We start from the raw sequence: 22,254 nt of genomic DNA, 5'->3' as shown, positions 1-22,254 counted from the left end.
CAGGACGGTCCGGACAGTGTGGCAAACCCCGGCTGGGCAGGACGTATTCCCGGCAGGAACTGTTCCTAAGGCGGGAATGCTGTTCCCGGACACTCCATTGTGGCCCATAGAATGACCCGGTGACTGGACTGATTCAGGTTGTGGGCGGAGCTGTGGTGGACCGGCTGGCGAATCCGGCGGCCCTGTTGGTGGCACGGCGAAGCGCGCCGGAGCACCTGGCGGGGCTGTGGGAGTTCCCCGGCGGCAAGGTGGAGCCCGGGGAGGAACCCGAAACGGCGCTGGTGAGGGAGCTGGCTGAGGAACTGGGAATCGGCGTGCGCCTGGGACTGGAACTTCATGCGGAAACACCGGCTGGCTGGCCCCTCAATGACCGGGCCAGTATGAGGGTGTGGTTCGCTGAGGTGACCCACGGCGAACCATTGCCCCTTGAAGACCATGACGAACTGCGCTGGGTGGACCTGCGGGACCGGGAAGCTGTCCTCACCTTGCCGTGGATCCCCGCCGACTATCCGATTGTCCATGCGCTGCTGGAATCCGTGGGATCGTCGCTGGGCCGGAGCCGCTAGAAAAGCGCGTCCTGCTGCGAAGGCCGGGACGAAGAAGGGACGCCCGGGGGCCCGGCATTCGTGCCGGCCGGAATGCTTCCTGCCGGGTACTGCGCTTCCTCGGCACGGGGATCGTCCAGGTCCCGGTGGCTGAAGCCGGACGAATGCGAAAACCCATGGCGTGCCTTGAAATAGCGGACCCTGCCGGCCAGCCAGGTGCGGTACTCCTTGGAGGCGTAGGAACCCGTCCCGTACAGGCGCCGGTAGCGGCCGGCCAATTCGGGGTGGTGTTTGGCAATCCACTGCATGAACCACTCCCGGGTGCCAGGTTTCAGGTAGAGGGCGCCGGCCGTAACGCCGGTGGCCCCGGCAGTGGCCAGGGAAGCGAAGAGGGAATCAAGTGCTTCGTCGCTGTCCGATAACCACGGCAGGATGGGCATGGCCATGACGCCGCATGGCAGTCCGGCCTCACGTAAGCGGGAGACGAGTTTCAGCCGGGCCCTGGGTCCTGGGGTACCGGGTTCGATGGCCTCCGAGAGGGCCTCGTCCGTCATGGCCAGGGAAATGCCCAGCCCCACGGGCACCTGCGTGGCAGCCCTTTTGAGCAACGGGATGTCCCGTGCCAACAGCGTTCCCTTGGTGAGGATGGACAGGGGAGTGCCGGATTCCGCCAAGGCGGCAATGATGCCGGGCATGAGCCGGTACCGGCCCTCGGCCCGCTGGTAGGGGTCTGTATTGGTACCCAGCGCCACCTGCTGGCGTGTCCAGGATGCCTTGTTCAGTTCCTTGCGGAGGACCTCCGCGGCATTCACCTTCACCACCACCTGGCTGTCAAAGTCCATCCCGGCGTCGAAATCCAGGTAGGTGTGGGACTTGCGGGCGAAGCAGTAGACACAGGCATGGCTGCAGCCGCGGTAGGGATTGACGGTCCATTCGAAAGGCATCTTTGACCCTGCCGGGACCCTGTTGAGCACCGATTTGGCGGTGACCTCGTGGAACGTGATACCGGCGAACTCGGGCGTGGTGACGGAACGCACCAGTCCTGCCAGCGGAAGCAGCGCCGGAGCAGCGGCACCCGCGGTGTCAGGCGTATCGGGTACCAGTGCCTGCGCTTCCCATCTCATGGCTCCATTCGAAAACATGTTCGAATGGAAGTCAAGGCGCCGCGCGCTGATACCAGCCGGTCGCCCAGAGGTACCGGCCGGTGGAAGGGGCGGCCTACTGCTCCAGGGCCCACGTGGCGGTCACGGTTGCCTCCACCCGGTTTGCGCCCGGTTCCACCGTCATGCCCTCCGGAGCAGAGACCCGCTGCATGCCCGCAAGTGGAACCGGACCCGGCGCCGGGCGCTGGTCCGTCACGGACAACACCGGTCCCAGGCGGGCGGAGGCCAACGCTGCGTACTGTCCGGCAGTGCGGAGTGCGTCGTGCCAGGCGGCTTCCCGGGCCTCAGCCCGGACGGCGGTGTCGTCCGAAAGGACCAATTGCAGGTTGTTCAGCCGGGCGGAATCCCCGGCCGCGTCGACGGCCGCGGAAATGGTGGCGGACGCGGTGGCGATGTCCCTGAGCCGGACCGTGACGCTGCTGGCCGCCACGTACCCCACGAACTTCTGGCCCTCGCCGTCCCGCCAGGCGAGGTCGGCACGGACGCTCATCCCCGCCGAGCGGATATCGGCCGGTGCAACACCGTGGCCGCGGAGGACCGAGCCCGTCATGGCCAGGCCTTCCGCGGCCGCCGCATACGCCTCCTCCACCGATCCGGCACGGCACTCGACGCCCACCGAAACCAGCATCAGGTCAGGGGGTGCCTCCGCCCATCCCGTGCCCGTGGCGGTGACTGTTCGCGCATCCCCGTGCGCGGGGGCCTCCGGGCCCATCACGCGCGCCTCGACGCAGTGGGCGGGTAGCCGCCGGCCGCCAGCCCGGCCCGGCGCTCAAAGATGTTGCCCGTTGCCGGATTTCCGGTGCGCAGCACCGACCAGCCGGCTGCTGCCAGGTACAGGGGGATGAAGGGCAACCCGAGGCACCACGCGTACTGGGTGCAGTGCCCTTCCTCGTGTCTCAGGAGTGCGGGCCGGGACAGCAGCCCACCGGCCGTGCTCCGGCACAGCACGACGTTCCCGATGGTGTAGGCGTGCGCGAACGGCAACCGCCAGCGGTAGCCTGCGGCAATGATCAGGCCGCGGGGGCCCCGGCTGATCTGCGTCCGGGCGGCGAGCGCGACGGCGAGCCCGGCCAGGGTGCTCCCGTTCAGGAGGTTCGCTGCCCGCCTGAGCCGTTGGGCCGTCGTCGGGCCGTGAAAAGTACCCGCGCGCTGCCGCAAAGTCATGAGGCCATGGTAGCCGGAGGGTTCAACTAGACTGGAGGGCAGTGGCCGCCGGTCCTGCCGGCGAGCCCTGACCTGGTCATTGAATGACACTGACGTTCAGCGCATTCATCCATGACCTGCCAGCGACGGACGCGCCGGGCGGAAAACCGCCAACGGCTGCCCCGGCCGCTGGCAGCCACGACTCGTAGCTAAGAACAGTAGATGACTGAAACTTTGCCGGGCGCCGCCATCCCGAACCCCACGGATGAGGCCGCCATCAACGCCGCTGTAGATCAGGCCATCACCGCCATCGCCGGTGCGGCCACCCTTGACGAGCTGAAGGCGGTGCGCCTTGCCCACAGCGGCGAGAAGTCCCCGCTGAGCCTAGCCAACCGTGAGATTGGCCGCCTGCCCAAGGACCAGAAGGCGCTCGCCGGGAAGCTGATGGGTGCCTCCCGCGGCCGGGTCAACAAGGCGCTCGCCGACCGCACGGCGGTACTGGAAGCCGAGAACGACGCCAGGATCCTGGTCGAGGAAACTGTGGACGTCACCGCCGCTCCGCGCCGCCGTCGTGCAGGTGCCCGCCACCCGCTCTCCACGCTGCAGGACCGCGTGGCGGACATCTTCGTGGGCATGGGCTGGGAAATCGCCGAAGGCCCCGAGGTGGAATCCGAGTGGTTCAACTTCGACGCCCTGAACTTCAAGCCGGACCACCCTGCCCGCGAAATGCAGGACACCTTCTTCGTGGAACCGCCTGAAGCCCACCTGCTGATGCGGACCCACACCTCCCCGGTGCAGGTCCGGTCCATGCTGGAACGCGAGGTTCCCATCTACGTGCTGTGCCCGGGCAAAGTGTTCCGCACGGATGAACTGGACGCCACCCACACCCCGGTGTTCCACCAGTTCGAGGGCCTGGCCATCGACAGGAACCTCAGCATGGCGGACCTGCGCGGCACCCTTGAGCACTTCGCCCGGCAGATGTTCGGCGACAAAGCCCAGATCCGGCTGCGCCCCAACTACTTCCCGTTCACGGAGCCGTCCGCCGAACTGGACATCTTCCATCCCGGGGCCAAGGGGGGCCCGGCGTGGATCGAGTGGGGCGGCTGCGGCATGGTCAACCCCAACGTCCTGCGCGCCGCCGGCATCGACCCGGACGTCTATTCAGGTTTTGCCTTCGGCATGGGCATCGAGCGCACCCTCATGTTCCGTAACGAGGTGGGGGACATGCGCGACATGATCGAAGGCGATGTACGGTTCAGCGAGCACTTCGGGATGGAGATCTAACAGTGCGTATCCCACTTTCCTGGCTGCGTGAATTCGCGGCCGTACCGGCCGATGCAACGGCCGAAGACGTCATGGCCGAACTGGTCAAGGTGGGCTTCGAGGAAGAAGCGGTCCACCGCCCCACGGACACGCTGAGGGGCCCTGTCGTGGTGGGCCAGGTCCTGAGCCTGGTCAAGGAACCCCAGACCAACGGCAAGACCATCAACTGGTGCCAGGTCCGCGTTGTCCCCGAGGGGCAGGAGCAGACCCTCACGGGGGACGGCATTGACCCCTCCGGCGTCCAGGGCATCATCTGCGGCGCCCACAACTTCGTTGAGGGCGACAAAGTGGTGGTCACGCTTCCGGGTGCCGTGCTGCCCGGTGACTTCCACATTTCGGCCCGCAAGACCTACGGCCACCTGTCCGCCGGCATGATCGCCTCAGTCCGCGAACTGGGCATCGGCGAGGACCACGACGGCATCCTGGTGCTGTCCCGCATCGGGCTGGACCCGGAAGTGGGCACCGACGCCATGGAACTGCTGGGCCTCTATGACCAGGCCGCGGAAATCAACGTCACCCCGGACCGCGGGTACGCCTTCTCCATCCGCGGGGTTGCCCGCGAGTACGCCCACGCCACCGGCACCGCCTTCACGGACCCTGCCGCGAAGGTCGACGCCCCGGCAGAGCTGTCCGGGGGTTACGGCGTCAAACTCAACGACGACGCCCCCATTTACGGCAAGCCCGGCTGCGACCGCTTCGTGGCACGCACCGTGCGCGGCGTTGACGCTACCCGCCCCACCCCGCCGTGGATGGTGTCCCGGCTCCGGCTGGCAGGCATCCGCTCCATCTCCCTGCCGGTGGACATCTCCAATTACGTCATGCTCGAGCTGGGCCAGCCCACGCACTGCTACGACCTGGACAAGCTGTCCGGCGACATCGTGGTGCGGCGTGCCTCCGCAGGCGAGAAGATCACCACGCTGGACGGCAAGGAGCGCACCCTTGACGCCGAGGACCTGCTGATCACCGACAATTCGGGCGCCATCGGCATTGCGGGCGTCATGGGCGGCGCCGCCACTGAGGTGAGTGACTCGACGTCGAACGTCCTCGTCGAAGCAGCGCACTTCGACGAGGTGTCCATTGGGCGGTCGCGTCGCCGGCACAAGCTGCCCTCCGAGGCGTCCAAGCGCTTCGAGCGCGGGGTTGACTGGCAGGTGGCGGGCGTCGCCGCCCAGCGCGTGGTGGACCTCCTGGTGGAACTGGCCGGCGGCACCGCCGACGAACCCGGAACCGACGTGGGCACGGCTCCGGAAACCATCACCATCGGGCTGCCAGCCGGCTTCGCCGCCGCCCGCATCGGCATCGACTTCACGGAAGAGCAGATCGTCACCTCCCTTGAGGACCTGGGCGCCGTCGTGGAGAAGAACGACGGCGGCTGGAGCGTTACGCCGCCCACGTGGCGCAGCGACCTGGAGACCAAGGAAGACCTGACCGAGGAAATCGCACGGCTGGTGGGCTACGACAAGATCCCGGCCACCCTGCCGGTGGCCCCTCCGGGGCGCGGACTCACCCGGATCCAGCAGCAGCGCCGGCGCCTGATCCAGTCGCTGGCCGACGCCGGCCTGACCGAGGTGCTGTCCTACCCGTTCGTGTCCAAGGCCGCCAACGACACCTTTGGCGTCGCCGAACAGGGTGCCCAGCGGAGCGCGGTCAAGCTGGCCAACCCCATCAGCGAGGAGCAGGGCTACCTGCGCACGTCCATCCTGCCGGGGCTGATCGAGGTGGCCAAGCGCAACCACTCACGCGGCTTCCGCGACCTCGCCCTGTTCGAATCGGGCCTGGTGTTCCTTCCCGCCGGGACCGTGGGCACTGCCTCCATCCCGCCGCTGGGCGCCAAGCCCGCCGACGAGGTGCTCGACGCACTGTACGACGGCGTCCCGGACCAGCCGTTCCATGTGGCCGCCATCCTCACCGGCCACGATTCCCCGGCTGCTGCCGGCCACACTCCGCGGACGTGGGACTGGGCTGACGCGCTGGATGTTGCCCGCCTTGCGGGCGACGTCCTCGGCGTCGACCTTGTGGTCACGCAGGGCAGCCACCAGGCGTTCCATCCCGGCCGCACCGCCCGGCTCGCACTGCGGACGGGAGAGACCGTGGGGTACGCGGGCGAACTGCACCCCAAGCTGCTGGCGGCCTCGGACATGCCGGCCCGTTCGGTGGCACTTGAACTCAATGCCGACGCCCTGTTTGAGGCGGCACCGGATGTGATCGTGGCCCGCCACATCTCCACGTTCCCGGTGGCGACGCAGGACGTTGCACTTGTTGTTCCCGCCGACGTGCCCGCGGACGAGGTCCTTGGTGCGCTGCGTGAAGGCGCCGGTGAGCTGCTGGAGGACGTCGCGCTGTTCGATGTCTACGCAGGCAAGGGCATCGAGGAGGGCAAGAAGTCGCTGGCCTTCGGCCTCCGCTTCCGCGCCGCTGACCGCACCCTCACCGCTGACGAAGCCTCGGCCGCGCGTGAGCAGGCAGTTGCCCTTGCCGCGGAACGGTTCGGAGCCGTCCAGCGCTAAGCAGGACAAATCCCTGAACCACGGAAGTCCCCGCACCGTTGAATTGAACTGCTCCCCGGAAGTTGGACTGACTAAATAAGAGCCTAAGCCGCGAGGGTCTGGGTCCGGTATTGCACCGGGCTCAGGCCCTTGAGCTTTGTCGAGATTCTTTCGGTGTTGTACCAGCGGATGTATTCGTGCAGTGCCCCTGCCAAGGCGTCGGTGCTGAGGTATCGCACGTGGTGAAAGAGCTCTTCCTTAAGGTGGCCGAAGAAGTTTTCCATCACGGCGTTGTCGTAGCAGTTGCCCTTGCGTGACATCGACTGGCTCGCGCCGGCTTCCTGTAAGAGTTTTCGCCACGAGACGTGCTGGTACTGGAAGCCCTGGTCCGAATGCACGAGTGGCTGCTGGTTATCCTCAAGGCAGGCAAGGGCCTGGCGCAGCGAATTATTGGTGAGCTCCAGATTCGGAGACGGGCTGATCGAGTAGGAGATGATCTGCCGGTCGAAAAGATCCATAACCGGCGAAAGGTAGAGCTTACGGTCGCCGACGCTGAACTCCGTCACATCCGTTACCCACTTCCGGTTCGGGGCATCAGCCTCGAACTCCCGGTTCAACACGTTCGGAGCAACCCGGCCCTGCCCGCCCTGGTAGGAGTTATAACGCTTCTTCCGCCGGACCTTGCACACCAGATTCAGGGACCGCATGAGCTTCAGAACGGTCTTTTTCGCGACCGTCCACCCTTGCTTGACCATCTCGGTGTGGACCCGCCGGTGCCCGTACCGGCCATGGTTCTTCTCGAAAATTTCCCTGACAGCGGCCTTGATGGACTCCTGCGGATCAGGGCCTTGGATGCGTGCCTGATGATAGAAGAACGTCGATCTGGCAAGAGATGCTGCCTGCAGCAGGACCGGAAGCGGGAAGTCAGCCTTGAGAGCGATGAGGGCTTGGACCTTCACCGTCGTTCCTGCGCCCTCAAGGCCCGCAATTTTCCCAGGTAAGCCACTTCCGCCCGCAACCGTTCGTTCTCCCGCCGTAACCGCTCCAGTTCCGATACCTCGGCCGGCTGCGGGGCATCAGGTGCCTTAGGCCTGCCCTTGGACTTGGGACGTAATGCGTCCGGGCCCTCGCGGCGATACGCCCGGGCCCACGTCTTCAGTAGCGTGGGCGAGGACAAACCCACCTCCGCCGCGAGATCCGGGGCAGTCTCACCGGCGATAAACCGTTCAACCAGCGCGAGCTTGAATTCGAACGAGTACACCTGTTTCGTCGGCTTGGCCACCAGCGCTCCTCGACCATGGATCTTCCACCGCCGATAGAGAACCCTTATCGGCGGGCGGGACACCCCTAGCAACGTCGCCGCCGCACTATCCGCGATGCCCTTCTCAAACCACGCTACAGCGGCCTCACGCTGAACCTCAGACAACGAACTACGTGCATGCATAAAACTGCTCCCCGGAAGTCGGAACTGAATTTCTCAGTCCAACTTCCGGGGAGCAGTTCAAATGGGCGCGGGGACTTCTTCATTATCCGGCGAAGCGGGGTTTCCTACGGCACCAGGAGAACCTTTCCGGTGGTTTTCCGGCCCTCAAGGTCACGGTGTGCCTGCCCGGCCTGGCTCAACGGGTAGCGGGCCCCGATGCGGACCTTCAGGCTCCCGCCGGCGGCCGCTGCAAAGACCTCGTCGGAGCGCCAGCGCCGCTCCGCGGCATCCCGCAGGTAGTGGCCCATGGTGGGCCGGGTGAGGAACAGGGAACCCCCGGCGTTGAGGCGCTGCGGGTCAAGTGGCGGGACCGGGCCGGAGGCTGCGCCGAACAGCACCAGCATTCCCCGGACACCAAGGGCGTTAAGGGAGCCGTCGAACGTATCCTTACCCACGCCGTCGTACACCACGTCCACGCCCTTGCCACCGGTGAGCTCGCGCACGTGGTGCGGAAAACCTTCGTAGCGCAGCACATGGTCTGCGCCGGCCTCAAGGGCGAGGGCCTTTTTCCCATCATTGGACACGGTGGTGATGACCCGGGCGCCCTTTGCCTTGAGCAGTTGGATGAGCAGCAGTCCAACCCCGCCGGCCCCGGCGTGCAGCAGCACGGTCTGCCCGGATTCCACTTTGAAGGTGGAGTTGACCAGGTAATGCGCGGTGATGCCCTGGAGGGGAAGGGCGGCGGCGGTAAAGACATCCAGGCCTTTCGGTACCGGCAGTGCGGCGTCCTCATCCACCAGGGCGTAGTCCGCGTAGCAGTTGAGGCCCTCGGCCGTGGCTATCCGGTCGCCCACGGAGAAGCCGGTGACGCCTTCGCCCACGGCTTCCACCGTCCCTGCGGCTTCCGTGCCGGGGGTGAAGGGGTACTGGACTTTGTAGGTCCCGCTGCGCTTGTAGGTGTCGATGAAGTTGACGCCGGCCGCCCCGACTTTGAAGAGCACCTGGCCCGGCCCCGGAGCGGGTGTTTGAACCTCGGCGTAGTCAAGGACTTCCGGTCCGCCTGCCTGCCGTGCGACGATTGCATGCGTCATGGCTCTCCTTTCGCGGGTCCCGGCGTTTCCGGCCCCGGCTGCCGAGACCATCCTAGGGACACCGCAGACCGGCACGGCAAGTCCCGGCGTCACCGCAGGCGTCAAGGACGGCCATGCATAAATATCGGCATCAATGCATAACTATTGCTGTATAGTCGGAGCATGACTATTTCTGTTGCGGTTTCGGGTGCCAGCGGCTACGCCGGGGGAGAGGTCCTTCGCCTTCTGGCCGGACACCCCGGTGTGACCATCGGTGCCATCACAGCGCACAGCAATGCCGGGTCCCGCCTCGGCGAACTGCAGCCGCACCTGCATGGACTGGCCAGCCGCATCCTTGAAGACACCACGGTGGAGAACCTCTCCGGCCACGATGTCGTCTTCCTGGCGCTGCCGCACGGTGCTTCCGCCGAGATCGCCGCCCAGCTTCCCGAAGGGACAGTCGTCATCGACGCCGGCGCCGACCATCGCCTTGAAGACCCCGCCGCGTGGGAGAAGTTCTACGGCTCGCCCCATGCCGGCACCTGGCCCTATGGACTCCCGGAGCTGCCCGGCCAGCGGGAAGCCCTCAAGGGCGCCAAGCGCATCGCCGTTCCCGGCTGCTACCCAACGTCCGCCCTCCTGGCGCTGACCCCTGGCTTCGCTGCGCACCTGCTGGAGCCCGACGACGTCGTGATCGTTTCCGCCTCCGGTACCTCGGGCGCGGGCAAGGCCGCCAAGGTCAACCTGATCGGCGCTGAAGTCATGGGCTCCATGAGTCCCTACGGCGTGGGCGGTGGACACCGGCACACCCCCGAGATCGAGCAGGGCCTCTCCAACGCGGCAGGGGAAAAAGTCAGCGTTTCCTTCACGCCCACCCTTGCTCCCATGAGCCGCGGCATCCTGACCACCGCCACTGCCAAGGTCAAGGCGGGCACCACCGCAGCGCAGCTGCGGCAGGCATGGACCGAAGCGTACGACGACGAGCCGTTCGTCCACGTGCTGTCCGAGGGCCAGTGGCCCGGGACCAAATCGGTCCAGGGTTCCAACCACGCAGCCATGCAGCTGGCCTTCGACGCCCACACGGGACGGGTGGTCGTCACCTGCGTGATCGACAACCTGACCAAGGGCACTGCCGGCGGAGCCGTGCAGTCCATGAACATCGCACTCGGCCTGCCCGAAACCGCCGGCCTCAACCTGCAGGGAGTAGCTCCGTGACCATCACCACCCCCCAGGGATTCCGGGCAGCAGGCGTCACCGCCGGACTCAAGGCCTCCGGCAACCCGGACCTCGCCCTGGTCGTCAACGACGGACCATCCAAAGCCGCCGCCGCCGTGTTCACCAGCAACCGCGTGGCCGCAGCCCCCGTGCACTGGTCACGCCAGGTGGTCTCGGACGGCCGCGTGGATGCCGTCATCCTCAACTCCGGCGGGGCCAACGCCTGCACCGGTCCCACGGGCTTCCAGAACACCCACAGCACCGCGGAGAAAGTGGCCGAGGTCCTGGGCATCTCAGCCACCGACGTGTTCGTCTGCTCCACCGGCCTGATTGGCGAGCAGCTGCCCATGGACAAGATCCTGCCGGGCGTCGAGGCCGCTGCAGCAGCACTCAGCACCGACGGGGGACCGGACGCCGGCACGGCCATCATGACCACCGACAGCGTGCCCAAGTCGGCCCTCTTCATCGGCACCGACGCCGACGGCCAGGAATTCAGCATCGGCGGCATCGCCAAGGGCGCCGGCATGCTGGCCCCCGGCCTGGCCACCATGCTGGTGGTGCTCACCACGGATGCCGTGGTGCAGCCCGAAATGCTCGATGTCGTCCTCCGCGACGCCACGCGGGTTACGTTCGACCGCGCCGACTCAGACGGCTGCATGTCCACCAACGACACGGTTGTCCTGCTGGCTTCCGGCGCTTCCGCGGCTGTGCCCTCGGCCGAGGATTTCGGTGCCGGGCTGACCAAGGTCTGCGCCGAGCTGGCCCGCAAACTGATCGCCGATGCCGAGGGCGCCAGCCACGACATCGCCATCCGCACGTTCAACGCTGCCAGCGAAGCGGACGCCGAAACCGTCAGCCGCTCCGTGGCCCGCTCCAACCTGTTCAAAGCGGCCATTTTCGGCAAGGATCCCAACTGGGGCCGCGTGCTCTCCGCGGTGGGCACTACGGACGCCGCCTTTGAGCCGGACCAGCTCAACGTGGCCATGAACGGCGTCCAGATCTGCCGCAACGGCAGCATCGGCGACGACCGCAGCCTGGTGGACCTGGAGCCGCGCGAAGTCCTGGTGGAAATCGACCTGCAGGCAGGCGATGCCGAGGCCACCATCTGGACCAACGACCTCACCCATGACTACGTGCACGAGAACAGCGCCTACTCCAGCTAGGGCCCCTCCAGCCATTGCCCGCCAAGGCATAAACCGCTGCGGAAAGTGACAACATGAACACCCAGACGCGTGAAACCACCAGCATGTCCGCTGCCCAGGACAAGGCGGCAACCCTGATCGAGGCGCTGCCCTGGATCCAGCGGTTTGCCGGCACCACCATGGTGATCAAGTACGGCGGCAATGCCATGGTGAACGACGAACTCCGCCGCGCCTTCGCCGAAGACATCGTCTTCCTCCACCATGTGGGCATCCACCCCGTGGTGGTCCACGGCGGCGGCCCGCAGATCAACTCCATGCTGGGCCGGCTGGGCATCGAATCCGAGTTCAAGGGCGGCCTCCGGGTCACCACGCCCGAGGCCATGGATGTGGTCCGCATGGTCCTCACCGGCCAGGTGGGACGCGAACTGGTGGGCCTGATCAACTCCCACGGGCCCTACGCCGTGGGCATGTCAGGTGAAGACGGCGGGCTGCTGCGCGCTGTCCGCACCGGCACCGTGGTGGACGGCGAAGAGGTGGACCTCGGGCTGGTGGGCGAGGTGGTGGGCGTCGACCCCGCCGGCATCGTGGACATCCTCGACGCCGGCCGCATCCCCGTGATCTCCACGGTGGCCCCGGAAATTGTCGACGGCGGAGAAAGCGTGGCGGGGACCGCGCGGTTCCAGCCCACGGGCCAGGTCCTGAACGTCAACGCGGACACCGCAGCGGCCGCCGTCGCCTCGGCGCTGGGCGCTTCGAAGCTGGTGATCCTCACCGACGTCGAAGGCCTCTACGCCAACTGGCCGGACAAGACTTCCCTGATCTCCTCCCTCACGGCGTCGGAGCTGCGGGAGATGCTGCCCAGGCTCGAGTCCGGGATGATCCCCAAGATGGCGGCCTGCCTCAAGGCCGTTGACGAGGGCGTGGAACGGGCACACATCGTGGACGGGCGCCTGGCCCATTCCATGCTTCTGGAAACATTTACGACGGCGGGCATCGGCACCCAGGTTGTCCCGGACGAGGAGATCAACGGATGAACACGGTTGAAAAGCCTTCAGTCACCGAGTTGGTGGAAACCACGGGCCACGCAGGCTCCGAGTGGCTCTCGCGCTACTCCAGTTCGCTGATGAACGTGTTCGGCACGCCGCAACGGGTCCTGGTCCGCGGTGCCGGCTGCCTGGTGTGGGACGCCGACGGCAAGGAGTACCTGGACCTGCTGGGCGGGATCGCTGTGAACGCCCTGGGCCACGCCCACCCCTTCGTGACGTCAGTCATCGCCAGCCAGCTGGCCACACTGGGCCACGTCTCCAACTTCTTTACCAGCCCCACCCAGGTGGCGCTGGCCGAAAAACTGCTGGAACTGGCGCACGCTCCTGCCGGCTCCAAGGTGTTCTTCAGCAACTCGGGCACCGAAGCCAACGAGGCCGCCTTCAAACTTGCCCGCCGCAATACCGGCGACGGTACGGTCAAGCGGACCACCATCATCGCCCTCGAGGGCGCGTTCCACGGCCGGACCATGGGCGCCTTGGCCCTGACTGCCAAGGAGGCCTACCGGGCGCCCTTCGAGCCGCTGCCCGGTGGCGTGGTGCACATCCCGTTCGGCGACATTGCCGCGCTGGAGGCAGCAGTGGACGAAACCGTGGCCGCCGTGTTCCTGGAGCCCATCCAGGGTGAGGCAGGTGTGCGCCCCCTGCCGCCGGGCTACCTGAAGGCCGCGCGGGAGGCCACCAGCAAAGCCGGCGCCCTGCTGATCCTGGACGAGGTCCAGACCGGCATCGGCCGCACCGGCAAGTGGCTCGCCAGCGAGGATGCGGGGATTGTCCCTGACGCCATCACCCTGGCCAAAGGGCTGGGCGGCGGATTCCCCATCGGTGCCCTGATCACCATGGGTGGGCAGACGTCGTCGTTGTTGTCCGCCGGCCAGCACGGCACCACCTTCGGCGGAAACCCGGTGGCCACGGCAGCCGCCCTCGCCACCCTCCACGCCCTCGAAAGCCAGAACGTCCTGGCCAACGCCACGGCCGTGGGCGAACAACTGCGCTCCGCACTGGCCGCGATCCCCGGCGTCACCGAGGTCCGGGGTGAAGGGCTGCTGATCGGCTTCGACCTCGACGCCGACGTAGCACCGGCCGTCGTGCAGGCTGCCCTCGACGCAGGCTTCATCGTCAACAGCCCGGGCCCGCGGACCATCCGCCTGGCCCCGCCGCTGATCCTCACCACGGCACAGGCCGACACGTTCCTCGCCGCATTCCCGGCAATCCTCCAGACAGCTAAGGACGCCCAGTGACCACCGCAACCCGGCACTTCCTCAAGGACACCGACCTCAGCCCCGCCGAACAGGCGGAAGTCCTGGAGCTCGCCGCCCGCATGAAGGCGGCCCCCTACAGCGTCCAGCCGTTCGCCGCTGAAGGCAGCGGCCGCAAGACCGTGGCCGTGATCTTCGACAAGACTTCCACCCGGACCCGGGTCTCATTCGCCACCGGCATCGCGGACATGGGCGGCAATGCCCTGGTCATCAACCCCGGCGAGGCGCAGATCGGGCACAAGGAATCCGTGGAGGACACCGCCAAGGTGCTCGAACGGATGGTCTCCACCATTGTGTGGCGCACCGGCGCCCACGCCGGCCTGGTGGCCATGGCGGAGAACTCAAGGGTTCCCGTCATCAACGCCCTGTGCGATGACTACCACCCGTGCCAGCTCCTGGCGGACCTGCTGGCCGTCAAGGAACACAAGGGCGACCTCAAGGGACTCACCATGAGCTACCTCGGCGACGCCGCCAACAACATGGCCAACTCCTACCTGCTGGCCGGAGTCACCGCCGGCATGCACGTCCGCATCGCCGGCCCGGAGGGCTACCTGCCGGCCGCGGACATCGTGGCCGCGGCTGAGGAGCGCGCGGCTGAGACCGGCGGTTCCGTGCTCATCACCACCGATGTCAAGGAAGCACTGAAGGGTGCCGACGTCGTGGCCACCGACACGTGGGTCTCCATGGGGCAGGAAGCCGAGAAGGAGGCCCGGCTCCAGCTGTTCCGGGACTACTCCGTCGATTCGGACGCCATGGCACTCGCCGCGGATGACGCCGTCGTGCTGCACTGCCTCCCGGCCTACCGGGGCTACGAAATCTCCGCCGACGTCATCGACGGCCCGCAGTCCATCGTCTGGGACGAGGCGGAAAACCGGCTGCACGCCCAGAAGGCGCTGATGGCCTGGCTGATGCACCGCTCGGGCCTGGCCTTCGTTGACGGCCTTTCCCCCGTCGAGGGCACCGGAGAGAGCACGTTCTAGTGTCCGCCCAGCCGTCCTCCCCGGGCACCAGCCCGGCCACCAAGACCGCCCGGCAGGCGCGCATCACCGCCATCCTCACCGGGCAGTCCGTGCGTTCCCAGGCCGAGCTTGCGGCGCTGCTGGCCGACGACGGCGTGCAGGTCACCCAGGCCACGCTGTCCCGCGACCTGGTGGAACTGGGCGCCGTCCGCGTCCGCGGCAAGGAAGGCGTCCTGGTCTACGCCGTTCCCGGCGAAGGCGGCGAGCGGGCCGCAAAAAGCGGCGTGACGCAGGAGATCCTGGATGCCCGGCTGGCCCGGCTGTGCAGCGAACTGCTGGTCACCGCCGAAGCCTCGGCCAACATCGCGGTCCTGCGCACTCCGCCGGGCGCCGCGAACTTCCTGGCCCTGGCCATCGACCACTCGGTGATGCCGTCCATCCTGGGCACCATCGCCGGGGACGACACCGTCCTGTTGGTCTCCCGCGACCCGCTGGGCGGACCGGACCTGGCAGCCCGCTTCCTGCAAATGGCAGAAGAAGCCGGGCAATAAGCTTGAAGACAACGAACCAACCAACCCCAACAAGGAGCATCTAAAGTGACTGAACGCATTGTGCTGGCCTACTCCGGCGGCCTGGACACGTCCGTCGCCATCGGCTGGATCGGTGAAGCCACCGGTGCCGAGGTCATCGCCGTGGCGGTGGACGTCGGACAGGGCGGCGAATCGCTGGAAACCATCCGCCAGCGCGCCCTGGGCTGTGGCGCCGTCGAGGCCTACGTGGCCGACGCATCGGACGAGTTCGCCAACGAATACTGCGTGCCCACCCTGAAGGCCAACGCCCTCTACCAGGGCCACTACCCGCTGGTGTCCGCCATCTCCCGCCCGGTCATCGTCAAGCACCTGGTGAAGGCAGCCCGCGAATTCGGCGCCACCACCGTGGCCCACGGCTGCACCGGCAAGGGCAACGACCAGGTCCGCTTCGAGGTGGGCATCCAGACCCTGGGCCCGGACCTGAAGTGCATCGCACCGGTCCGCGACCTCGCCCTGACCCGCGACAAGGCCATCGCCTTCGCCGAGGAAAAGGGACTGCCCATCGAGACCACCAAGAAGAACCCGTACTCCATCGACCAGAACGTCTGGGGACGCGCCGTGGAAACCGGCTACCTCGAGGACATCTGGAACGCCCCCACCAAGGACATCTACGACTACACCGCCACCCCGGAGTTCCCGCCGGCCCCGGATGAGGTCATCATCTCCTTCGAAGCCGGCGTCCCGGTAGCGATGGACGGCGTCAAGGTCACTCCGCTGCAGGCCATCAAGGAACTCAACCGCCGCGCCGGCGCCCAGGGCGTGGGCCGCATCGACGTCGTCGAGGACCGCCTGGTGGGCATCAAGTCCCGCGAAATCTACGAAGCCCCCGGTGCCATGGCCCTGATCACCGCGCACAAGCACCTCGAGGACATCACCGTGGAGCGCGAGCAGGCCCGCTTCAAGGCCACCGTTGGCCAGCGCTGGGCCGAGCTGGTCTATGACGGCCAGTGGTTCTCCCCGCTGAAGCGCTCCCTGGACGCCTTCATCGAGGACACCCAGAAGTACGTCTCCGGCGACATCCGCATGACCCTGCACGGCGGCCAGGCCATCGTCAACGGCCGCCGCTCGGACACCTCGCTGTACGACTTCTCGCTGGCCACCTACGACACCGGCGACACCTTCGACCAGTCCCAGGCCAAGGGCTTCATCGAGCTGTGGGGCATGTCCGCCAAGGTTGCCTCCGGCCGCGACATCCGGGTCGCAGGGAAGTAGCCCCTGTGGCTGGGCAAAAACTGGAAGCCACCAATACAGGCGCGCTGTGGGGCGGCCGGTTCGCCGGTGGCCCCGCGGACGCCCTCGCGGCGCTAAGCAAGTCGACGCACTTCGACTGGCGCCTGGCCCGTTACGACATCGCCGGCTCCAAGGCGCACGCCCGCGTCCTGCACAAAGCAGGACTGCTGGACGATGCCGAGCTCGAAGGCATGCTGGCCGCCCTCACGCAGCTGGACGAGGACGTGGCGTCCGGGGCGTACCTGCCGGCGGAATCCGACGAGGACGTGCATGGTTCCCTGGAACGCGGACTGATCGAGAGGGCCGGAACCCAGCTGGGCGGCAAGCTCCGCGCCGGCCGGTCCCGCAACGACCAGGTGGCCACCCTGGGCCGGATGTTCCTGCGCGACCACGCAAGGATCATCGCGCGCGGCGTCCTTGCCACGGTGGATGCCCTGGTGGAGCAGGCAAAGGCACACCACGGTGTTGCCATGCCGGGCCGCACCCACCTGCAGCACGCCCAGCCGGTCCTGCTCAGCCACCACCTGCTGGCCCACGCCTGGGCGCTGCTGCGCGACGTGCAGCGGCTGCAGGACTGGGACAAGCGGGCCGGCGTCTCGCCGTACGGTTCGGGTGCCCTGGCCGGCTCCTCGCTGGGGCTCGACCCGGAAGCAGTGGCCGCTGAGCTGGGCTTCTACTCCGCCACGCATAACTCGATCGACGGCACCGCGTCCCGCGACGTCTTCGCCGAGTTCGCCTGGGTCTGCTCGATGATCGGCGTGGACCTCTCCCGGATCTCAGAGGAAGTCATCTTCTGGGCCACCAAGGAGTTCTCCTTCGTCACGCTGCATGATTCGTACTCCACGGGGTCCTCGATCATGCCGCAGAAGAAGAACCCGGATGTGGCAGAGCTGGCCCGCGGCAAGGCAGGGCGCCTGATCGGCAACCTCACCGGGCTGCTGGCCACGCTCAAGGGCCTTCCGCTTGCGTACAACCGCGACCTGCAGGAGGACAAGGAACCGGTATTCGACGCCGCCGACACCCTGGAGCTGCTGCTTCCGGCCGTCTCCGGCATGATCGCCACCCTCAAGTTCAACACTGAACGGATGCAGTCGCTGGCCCCGCAGGGCTTCGCGCTGGCCACGGACATCGCCGAATGGCTGGTCCGGCAGGGCGTGCCGTTCCGCGAGGCGCACGAACTCTCCGGCGCGGCGGTCAAGCAGGCGGAATCCCGTGGTGTGGAACTGTGGGACCTTACGGACGGGGAGTACGCTGCCATCTCGGAGCATCTCACCCCCGAGGTCCGCACGGTCCTGTCCACGGAAGGCTCCCTGAACAGCCGCAACTCCCAGGGCGGAACGGCGCCGGCCGCCGTCGAACGCCAGCTCGCCGCACTGGAAGCCGAGCTCGCCGACGTCCGGGCGTACGCAGGCTAAATACCGGATCTGCAAGGGGCGCCGTGGTTTTTCCGCGGGGCCCCTTGCTGATTGTGGCTAGGGTGGAGCCATGAGCGAAACCTTCCGCAAGTTCCTTCGCACCCTTCCCGATTTCCCCTCCGGCCTGCCCGGTTTCGACCCGGACAACGCCCCGCAGGACCCGGCGCTGCTGTTCAAGCAGTGGCTGGATGAGGCGCTGGACGCGGGGGAGCAGCAGCCGCACGCGTTCAGCCTGGCCACGGTGGGCGAGGCATCCGGCGGTGGGCAGCAGCCGTCCTCGCGGATGCTGATCCTGAAGAACATTGACGACGACGGCTGGCACTTCGCCACGTCACGCACCTCCCGCAAGGGCCGGGAGCTGGCCGCTGAACCACGTGCCGCCATGAACTTCTACTGGCCGGGCCTGGGCCGCCAGGTCCGGGTGGCCGGCGCTGTGGCCGAGCTTTCTGCCGAGGCTTCCGCGGTGGACTGGCACGAGCGGCCCCGGGCCGACGGAAGCGACAATCCCCAGTGGCAGCTCTACGCCCTCCAGCCCGTCGAGATCGAGTTCTGGCAGGCCAGCAACGACGGCAACCATGTCCGGCACCGTGTCGGGCCGGACGGATCGCCGCTGGAATAAGTAGCTGGCGCGCCTGGGTGCTCGGCTAGGCTGGCCGCATGACCTCTCCTTCTCCTGCCGGCCTCCTGGCCGAACTGCACACGGCCGGCGCCGCGCTGACTGCCGGGCTGGACCGGATTCCCGACGGCGGCGAACGTGCTCCGTCCACGCTTCCCGGCTGGAGCCGCGGGCACCTTTTGGCCCACCTCGCCGGAATCTGCGACGCCCTGGCCCGTCAGGTGGAGTACGGCCGCCGCGGTGAAACGGTGGAGCTTTACGACGGCGGCGTGGAAGGCCGCAACCGCGCCATCGATCTGGCCGCGGGGCACAGCCTTGGGCAGCACCGGGAGGACGTCGATGCTGCGCTGCGCCGCGCGCTGACGGCTTTTGACGCACTGGACGGGGATGAGTGGCAGACGCCCATCGCGTTCCGCGACGGCGTCATCTTCGATGCGGGGCTGGCGCTCTGGCGCGAGCTCGTCATCCACACCGCGGACCTGGATGCCGGCACGGGACCCGAAACCTGGAACAGGGAATTCTGCTCCCACCTCTTCGACTTCCTGGCCGCCCGCGTCCCGGCCGGTACCCGGCTTGTCCTGCAGCCGGTGGCACTTCCGCCGCTGGCCCTTGGCGCCGGCGGCAGCACCGTCGTCGTCAGCGGCATGGTCACGGATATCGCCGCCTGGCTCGCTGGGCGCAAGCCGTCGCTGGACAGCCTGCGGGCCACCGCCGCCGGGGACGGCACCGACCTTCCCGCCCTGCTGCCCTGGCCTTCGGCGATGCCCGACCCAAAGTAGTCGTCCTCACCTGAAGCAGTCCTGGCCAGCCTCGCGGGCCAGCAGGCTTTCCTTGATGGGCAGGCCCCAGCGGAAGCCGCCCAGCGAGCCATCGGTCCGGATCACCCGGTGGCAGGGAACGAACAACGCCGCTGCATTGAAGGCACAGGCGCTGGCCGCCGCCCTGACCGCACGCGGGTTGCCCGCGAGGGCCGCATACTCGGTGTACGTAACGGGTGAGCCGGGTTTGACCTGGCGCAGCACGTCCCAGGCGTGGGCACGGAACGGGCCCGACTGCTGCAGGACCCGGACTGCCATGGCGGGAGCGGGGTCGCCGTCGTAGAAGGCTTCAACGGCGGACGAGATCCCGCCAAGGCTTGCCACCTCTTCCACGGCGTCGGGCCGCAGCGTGGGATGGACCTGTCCGGTGAGTTCTGCAAGGCCTGCCGTCCAGCCCGAAGCGAGGACCACGCCGTCCCGGGCAAGGATGGTGAAGGGCCCGTCAGGCGTGGACAGTAGCATCAGTTGCGCTTTCATGGCATCCCTTTCGCGGGAACGGTTGTTGTAGGTGCGGGCCGTGCTGCGGCGCGCCACAGGTGCATGGTGGCGTAGGAGCGCCACGGGCTGGTCTCCCGGAAGTCCGGGCTCAGGGCGCTGTCACCATTATCGATGGCGCGGATTCCGTTCCGAACGGCGGCGTCGTTGGCGAGGAAGACGTCCGGGGCGCCCAGGACCCGCATGGCCACGTACCCCACGGTCCATGGTCCCACCCCCGGCAAGGGCAGCAGTTTGGCGCCCAGGCCGGTTAGGTCGTCCCCATAGCCGAACTCCAGTTCTCCGGCGGCCATGGCCGAGGCCGCCTGGAGGAGCGATTCGGTCCGTCTCCTGGGCCCGCGCAGCAGGTGGCCCGCCGCGGCTATTTGGGCCGGCGTCGGGAAGAGCCTGTCCAGGCCGTCGCCGGCCGTGCTGCTGGGACTGCCGGCGGCGGACAGTTGGGTCAGTGCGGTCCGGGCCGCCGCCACCGTGATCTGCTGGCCCACCATGGCCCGCACCAGCAGTTCCTGCGGGTCCAGCGCCCCCGGCATCCTCATTCCGGGAGCGCCGGCAACGGAGGCGGCAAGCCTGGGGTCGGCCGTGAGGGCACCGTCGATCGCTTCGGGGTCTGCGTCCAGGTCGAACAGCCTCCGCACGCGGCTCAGCAGTGCCGGAAGGTCCCGCAGGTCCACCGCACCCACGGTGAGGGTGAGCTGCCGTGCCCGCGTGCCGCCGTCGTACGCCACCTGGAAGCGCGCATCGCCATGGGGGAGCCGCAGGGTCCGTGCGTAGGAGGTGGCCGTGCCCTCCTCGATGCCGGGGATGGCACGGACCGCAAGGAAGGAGAAGATGCCTGGATCGAACGGCGGACGGTAGGGCAGGCCAAGGGTCAGCGCCGTCGTGCCGCCACCGGGGGCCGGGTGCCGGACTGTCCTGCGAAGTGCGGTGGGGGTCATGTCGAACACCTCGGCGATGGTCTCGTTGAACTGCCGCACGCTGCTGAAGCCGGCCGCGAAGGCGATGTCGGCCAGCTTCATGGAGGTGGACACCAGCAGCGTACGTGCGGTCTGCGCCCTCGCAGCGCGGGCCAGCGACAGGGGACCGGCACCCAGTTCCTGCCCCAGGATCCGGTTAAGCTGGCGCGGCGAGTACCCCAGGCGGGACGCAAGGCCTGCCACCCCGTCCCGGTTGATCACGCCGTCGTTGATCAGCCGCATGGCCCGGCCCGCAACGTCCTGCCGCACGTTCCAGGCAGGGGTTCCCGGCACCGCCTCCGGCAGGCAGCGCTTGCAGGCCCGGTAGCCCGCCTCGTGTGCCGCGGCGGACGTCTCGTAAAACGTCACGTTGGACGCCTTGGGGGTGCGGGCCGGGCAGGAGGGGCGGCAGTAGATCCCGGTTGTGCGGACGGCGGTATAGAACTGGCCGTCGAACCGGGGGTCGCGGGCATCGATTGCCCGGTAGCGCTGCCAGAAGTCCATTCCTCCATCCTGCCAGCCCACCCCGGCCGGTACTAGCGGAAATCGGACATGGCCGTGGAGGGCGGGAATCCGGCGCCGGGGCGGCTGCCGGGCGGATGAAACGGGCGGCATCCGGGTAAAGTCGAGCAATGAACGAAAGTGCTCCGGACGCCGGGACGCTCCGGAGTTTCCTGTCCGGAGATGCCCGCGAGCTCGCCCCGCAGCTGCTTGGCGCCGTACTGACGCACCAGTCCCGGGACGGCGCGGTGTCCATCCGGCTCACCGAGGTGGAGGCCTACCTTGGGCCCGAGGATTCGCTCCATCCGGACCCGGGCTCGCATACCTACCGGGGCCCGACACCCCGCAATGCGCCAATGTTCGGCCCCGCCGGGCACCTCTACGTCTACTTCACCTACGGCATGCACCACTGCACCAACATTGTCTGCGGCCCGGCAGGCGTTGCGTCCGCCCTGCTGCTGCGGGCAGGGGAGGTGGTGGACGGACTTGAACTGGCACAACGGCGCCGTCCCACGTCGAGAACGCCCGCCGACCTGGCCAGCGGTCCGGCCCGCCTGGCCAAAGCGCTTGGATTGACGACGGCGGACAGTGGCCGGGACGCGCTGGCTCCACCTTTCGGCCTGGAGCTTCCCTCCTGCAGCGGCGGTCCGGTAAGTACGGGCCCGCGGGTGGGCGTGGCCGGCGCCGGGGGATCGGCGGAATACGCCTGGCGGTTCTGGCTCACCGGCGACCCCACCGTCTCCAAATACAAGGCTGCCAAGCCCCGGATCCGGAAGCAGCCGGCACGTTGACTGCCGGCTGCAACGTTTCACAAGCGTTAACGGAAATGGTTGTAGAATGGACGGTCTGTCTTTCGCGATAGGGG

General features: G+C 67.7%; 22 protein-coding genes. 14 read left to right on the top strand and 8 right to left on the bottom strand.

The window, feature by feature from the left end:
• Positions 1-119 precede the first annotated feature (119 nt).
• The gene (locus AC6JAM_RS01105) at positions 120-566 is read left to right on the top strand and encodes a (deoxy)nucleoside triphosphate pyrophosphohydrolase (RefSeq protein ID WP_056390889.1); all 447 of its coding nucleotides are present in this window, start codon (positions 120-122) and stop codon (positions 564-566) included.
• Here the strand turns inward: AC6JAM_RS01105 and AC6JAM_RS01100 are convergent.
• From AC6JAM_RS01100 to AC6JAM_RS01090, 3 genes are all read right to left on the bottom strand, one after another.
• A complete protein-coding gene (locus AC6JAM_RS01100) occupies positions 563-1,669 on the bottom strand; it encodes an Rv2578c family radical SAM protein (protein WP_018771569.1) in 1,107 nt (368 codons plus the stop codon). The two genes, AC6JAM_RS01105 and AC6JAM_RS01100, sit on opposite strands and share 4 nt — an antisense overlap.
• A gap of 94 nt (positions 1,670-1,763) precedes the next feature.
• Positions 1,764-2,420, bottom strand: coding sequence for an SIMPL domain-containing protein (locus AC6JAM_RS01095; RefSeq protein ID WP_056390886.1), 657 nt, complete (start codon positions 2,418-2,420; stop codon positions 1,764-1,766).
• Positions 2,420-2,872: a hypothetical protein gene (locus AC6JAM_RS01090; RefSeq protein ID WP_497933817.1), complete on the bottom strand. Its 453-nt coding sequence runs from the start codon at positions 2,870-2,872 to the stop codon at positions 2,420-2,422. The genes AC6JAM_RS01095 and AC6JAM_RS01090 overlap by 1 nt, the downstream gene beginning before the upstream one ends.
• Before the next feature lie 201 nt (positions 2,873-3,073).
• On the opposite strand from AC6JAM_RS01090, the gene pheS reads away from it, so the two are divergent.
• Complete coding sequence (pheS, locus tag AC6JAM_RS01085; RefSeq protein ID WP_497933816.1) at positions 3,074-4,135, top strand: phenylalanine--tRNA ligase subunit alpha; 1,062 nt, start codon at positions 3,074-3,076, stop codon at positions 4,133-4,135.
• 2 nt (positions 4,136-4,137) lie between these two features.
• Positions 4,138-6,681, top strand: coding sequence for a phenylalanine--tRNA ligase subunit beta (gene pheT, locus AC6JAM_RS01080; protein ID WP_056390878.1), 2,544 nt, complete (start codon positions 4,138-4,140; stop codon positions 6,679-6,681).
• A gap of 83 nt (positions 6,682-6,764) precedes the next feature.
• Here pheT and AC6JAM_RS01075 read toward each other — a convergent pair whose 3' ends face one another.
• From AC6JAM_RS01075 to AC6JAM_RS01065, 3 genes are all read right to left on the bottom strand, one after another.
• The gene (locus tag AC6JAM_RS01075) at positions 6,765-7,619 is read right to left on the bottom strand and encodes an IS3 family transposase (protein ID WP_056388138.1); all 855 of its coding nucleotides are present in this window, start codon (positions 7,617-7,619) and stop codon (positions 6,765-6,767) included.
• Entirely contained in the window at positions 7,616-7,942 is a 327-nt protein-coding gene (locus AC6JAM_RS01070; RefSeq protein ID WP_018772270.1) for a helix-turn-helix domain-containing protein, read from the bottom strand. The genes AC6JAM_RS01075 and AC6JAM_RS01070 overlap by 4 nt, the downstream gene beginning before the upstream one ends.
• Before the next feature lie 266 nt (positions 7,943-8,208).
• The gene (locus tag AC6JAM_RS01065; protein WP_497933815.1) at positions 8,209-9,174 is read right to left on the bottom strand and encodes a quinone oxidoreductase family protein; all 966 of its coding nucleotides are present in this window, start codon (positions 9,172-9,174) and stop codon (positions 8,209-8,211) included.
• A gap of 162 nt (positions 9,175-9,336) precedes the next feature.
• On the opposite strand from AC6JAM_RS01065, the gene argC reads away from it, so the two are divergent.
• From argC to AC6JAM_RS01015, 10 genes are all read left to right on the top strand, one after another.
• On the top strand, positions 9,337-10,368 hold the full coding sequence (argC, locus tag AC6JAM_RS01060) for an N-acetyl-gamma-glutamyl-phosphate reductase (RefSeq protein ID WP_056391327.1): 1,032 nt from the start codon (positions 9,337-9,339) through the stop codon (positions 10,366-10,368).
• Entirely contained in the window at positions 10,365-11,531 is a 1,167-nt protein-coding gene (gene argJ / locus AC6JAM_RS01055) for a bifunctional glutamate N-acetyltransferase/amino-acid acetyltransferase ArgJ (RefSeq protein ID WP_056391324.1), read from the top strand. Before argC ends, argJ begins: the two co-directional genes overlap by 4 nt.
• Positions 11,532-11,584: 53 nt before the next feature.
• Complete coding sequence (gene argB, locus AC6JAM_RS01050) at positions 11,585-12,544, top strand: acetylglutamate kinase (protein WP_018771561.1); 960 nt, start codon at positions 11,585-11,587, stop codon at positions 12,542-12,544.
• Positions 12,541-13,794 (top strand): acetylornithine transaminase, encoded by a 1,254-nt coding sequence (locus tag AC6JAM_RS01045; protein ID WP_497933814.1) that lies wholly within the window; start codon positions 12,541-12,543, stop codon positions 13,792-13,794. Before argB ends, AC6JAM_RS01045 begins: the two co-directional genes overlap by 4 nt.
• Complete coding sequence (gene argF / locus AC6JAM_RS01040; protein ID WP_497933813.1) at positions 13,791-14,792, top strand: ornithine carbamoyltransferase; 1,002 nt, start codon at positions 13,791-13,793, stop codon at positions 14,790-14,792. The genes AC6JAM_RS01045 and argF overlap by 4 nt, the downstream gene beginning before the upstream one ends.
• Positions 14,792-15,322, top strand: a complete 531-nt coding sequence (locus AC6JAM_RS01035; RefSeq protein ID WP_018771558.1) for an arginine repressor — start codon at positions 14,792-14,794, stop codon at positions 15,320-15,322. Before argF ends, AC6JAM_RS01035 begins: the two co-directional genes overlap by 1 nt.
• A 45-nt stretch (positions 15,323-15,367) precedes the next feature.
• Positions 15,368-16,573: an argininosuccinate synthase gene (locus tag AC6JAM_RS01030; RefSeq protein WP_497933812.1), complete on the top strand. Its 1,206-nt coding sequence runs from the start codon at positions 15,368-15,370 to the stop codon at positions 16,571-16,573.
• A 5-nt stretch (positions 16,574-16,578) separates the two neighbouring features.
• Complete coding sequence (argH, locus tag AC6JAM_RS01025; RefSeq protein WP_134166032.1) at positions 16,579-18,006, top strand: argininosuccinate lyase; 1,428 nt, start codon at positions 16,579-16,581, stop codon at positions 18,004-18,006.
• A 70-nt stretch (positions 18,007-18,076) separates the two neighbouring features.
• Positions 18,077-18,625, top strand: coding sequence for a pyridoxine/pyridoxamine 5'-phosphate oxidase (locus AC6JAM_RS01020; protein ID WP_134166030.1), 549 nt, complete (start codon positions 18,077-18,079; stop codon positions 18,623-18,625).
• A 38-nt stretch (positions 18,626-18,663) separates the two neighbouring features.
• Complete coding sequence (locus tag AC6JAM_RS01015) at positions 18,664-19,401, top strand: maleylpyruvate isomerase family mycothiol-dependent enzyme (RefSeq protein WP_134166028.1); 738 nt, start codon at positions 18,664-18,666, stop codon at positions 19,399-19,401.
• Positions 19,402-19,407: 6 nt separating this feature from the next.
• On the opposite strand, the gene AC6JAM_RS01010 is transcribed toward AC6JAM_RS01015, so the two are convergent.
• The gene (locus AC6JAM_RS01010; RefSeq protein WP_134166026.1) at positions 19,408-19,917 is read right to left on the bottom strand and encodes a methylated-DNA--[protein]-cysteine S-methyltransferase; all 510 of its coding nucleotides are present in this window, start codon (positions 19,915-19,917) and stop codon (positions 19,408-19,410) included.
• Positions 19,914-21,392 (bottom strand): AlkA N-terminal domain-containing protein, encoded by a 1,479-nt coding sequence (locus AC6JAM_RS01005; protein WP_134166024.1) that lies wholly within the window; start codon positions 21,390-21,392, stop codon positions 19,914-19,916. Before AC6JAM_RS01005 ends, AC6JAM_RS01010 begins: the two co-directional genes overlap by 4 nt.
• A 128-nt stretch (positions 21,393-21,520) precedes the next feature.
• Between AC6JAM_RS01005 and AC6JAM_RS01000 the strand changes: the two genes are divergently transcribed.
• Positions 21,521-22,180: a DNA-3-methyladenine glycosylase gene (locus AC6JAM_RS01000; RefSeq protein WP_497933808.1), complete on the top strand. Its 660-nt coding sequence runs from the start codon at positions 21,521-21,523 to the stop codon at positions 22,178-22,180.
• Positions 22,181-22,254 lie beyond the last annotated feature (74 nt).

This window comes from Arthrobacter sp. GmRoot5-12 (assembly GCF_059739365.1).
The sequence above is the reverse complement of the archived record's forward strand: the minus strand, read 5'-3'. Positions and strand labels throughout refer to the sequence as shown.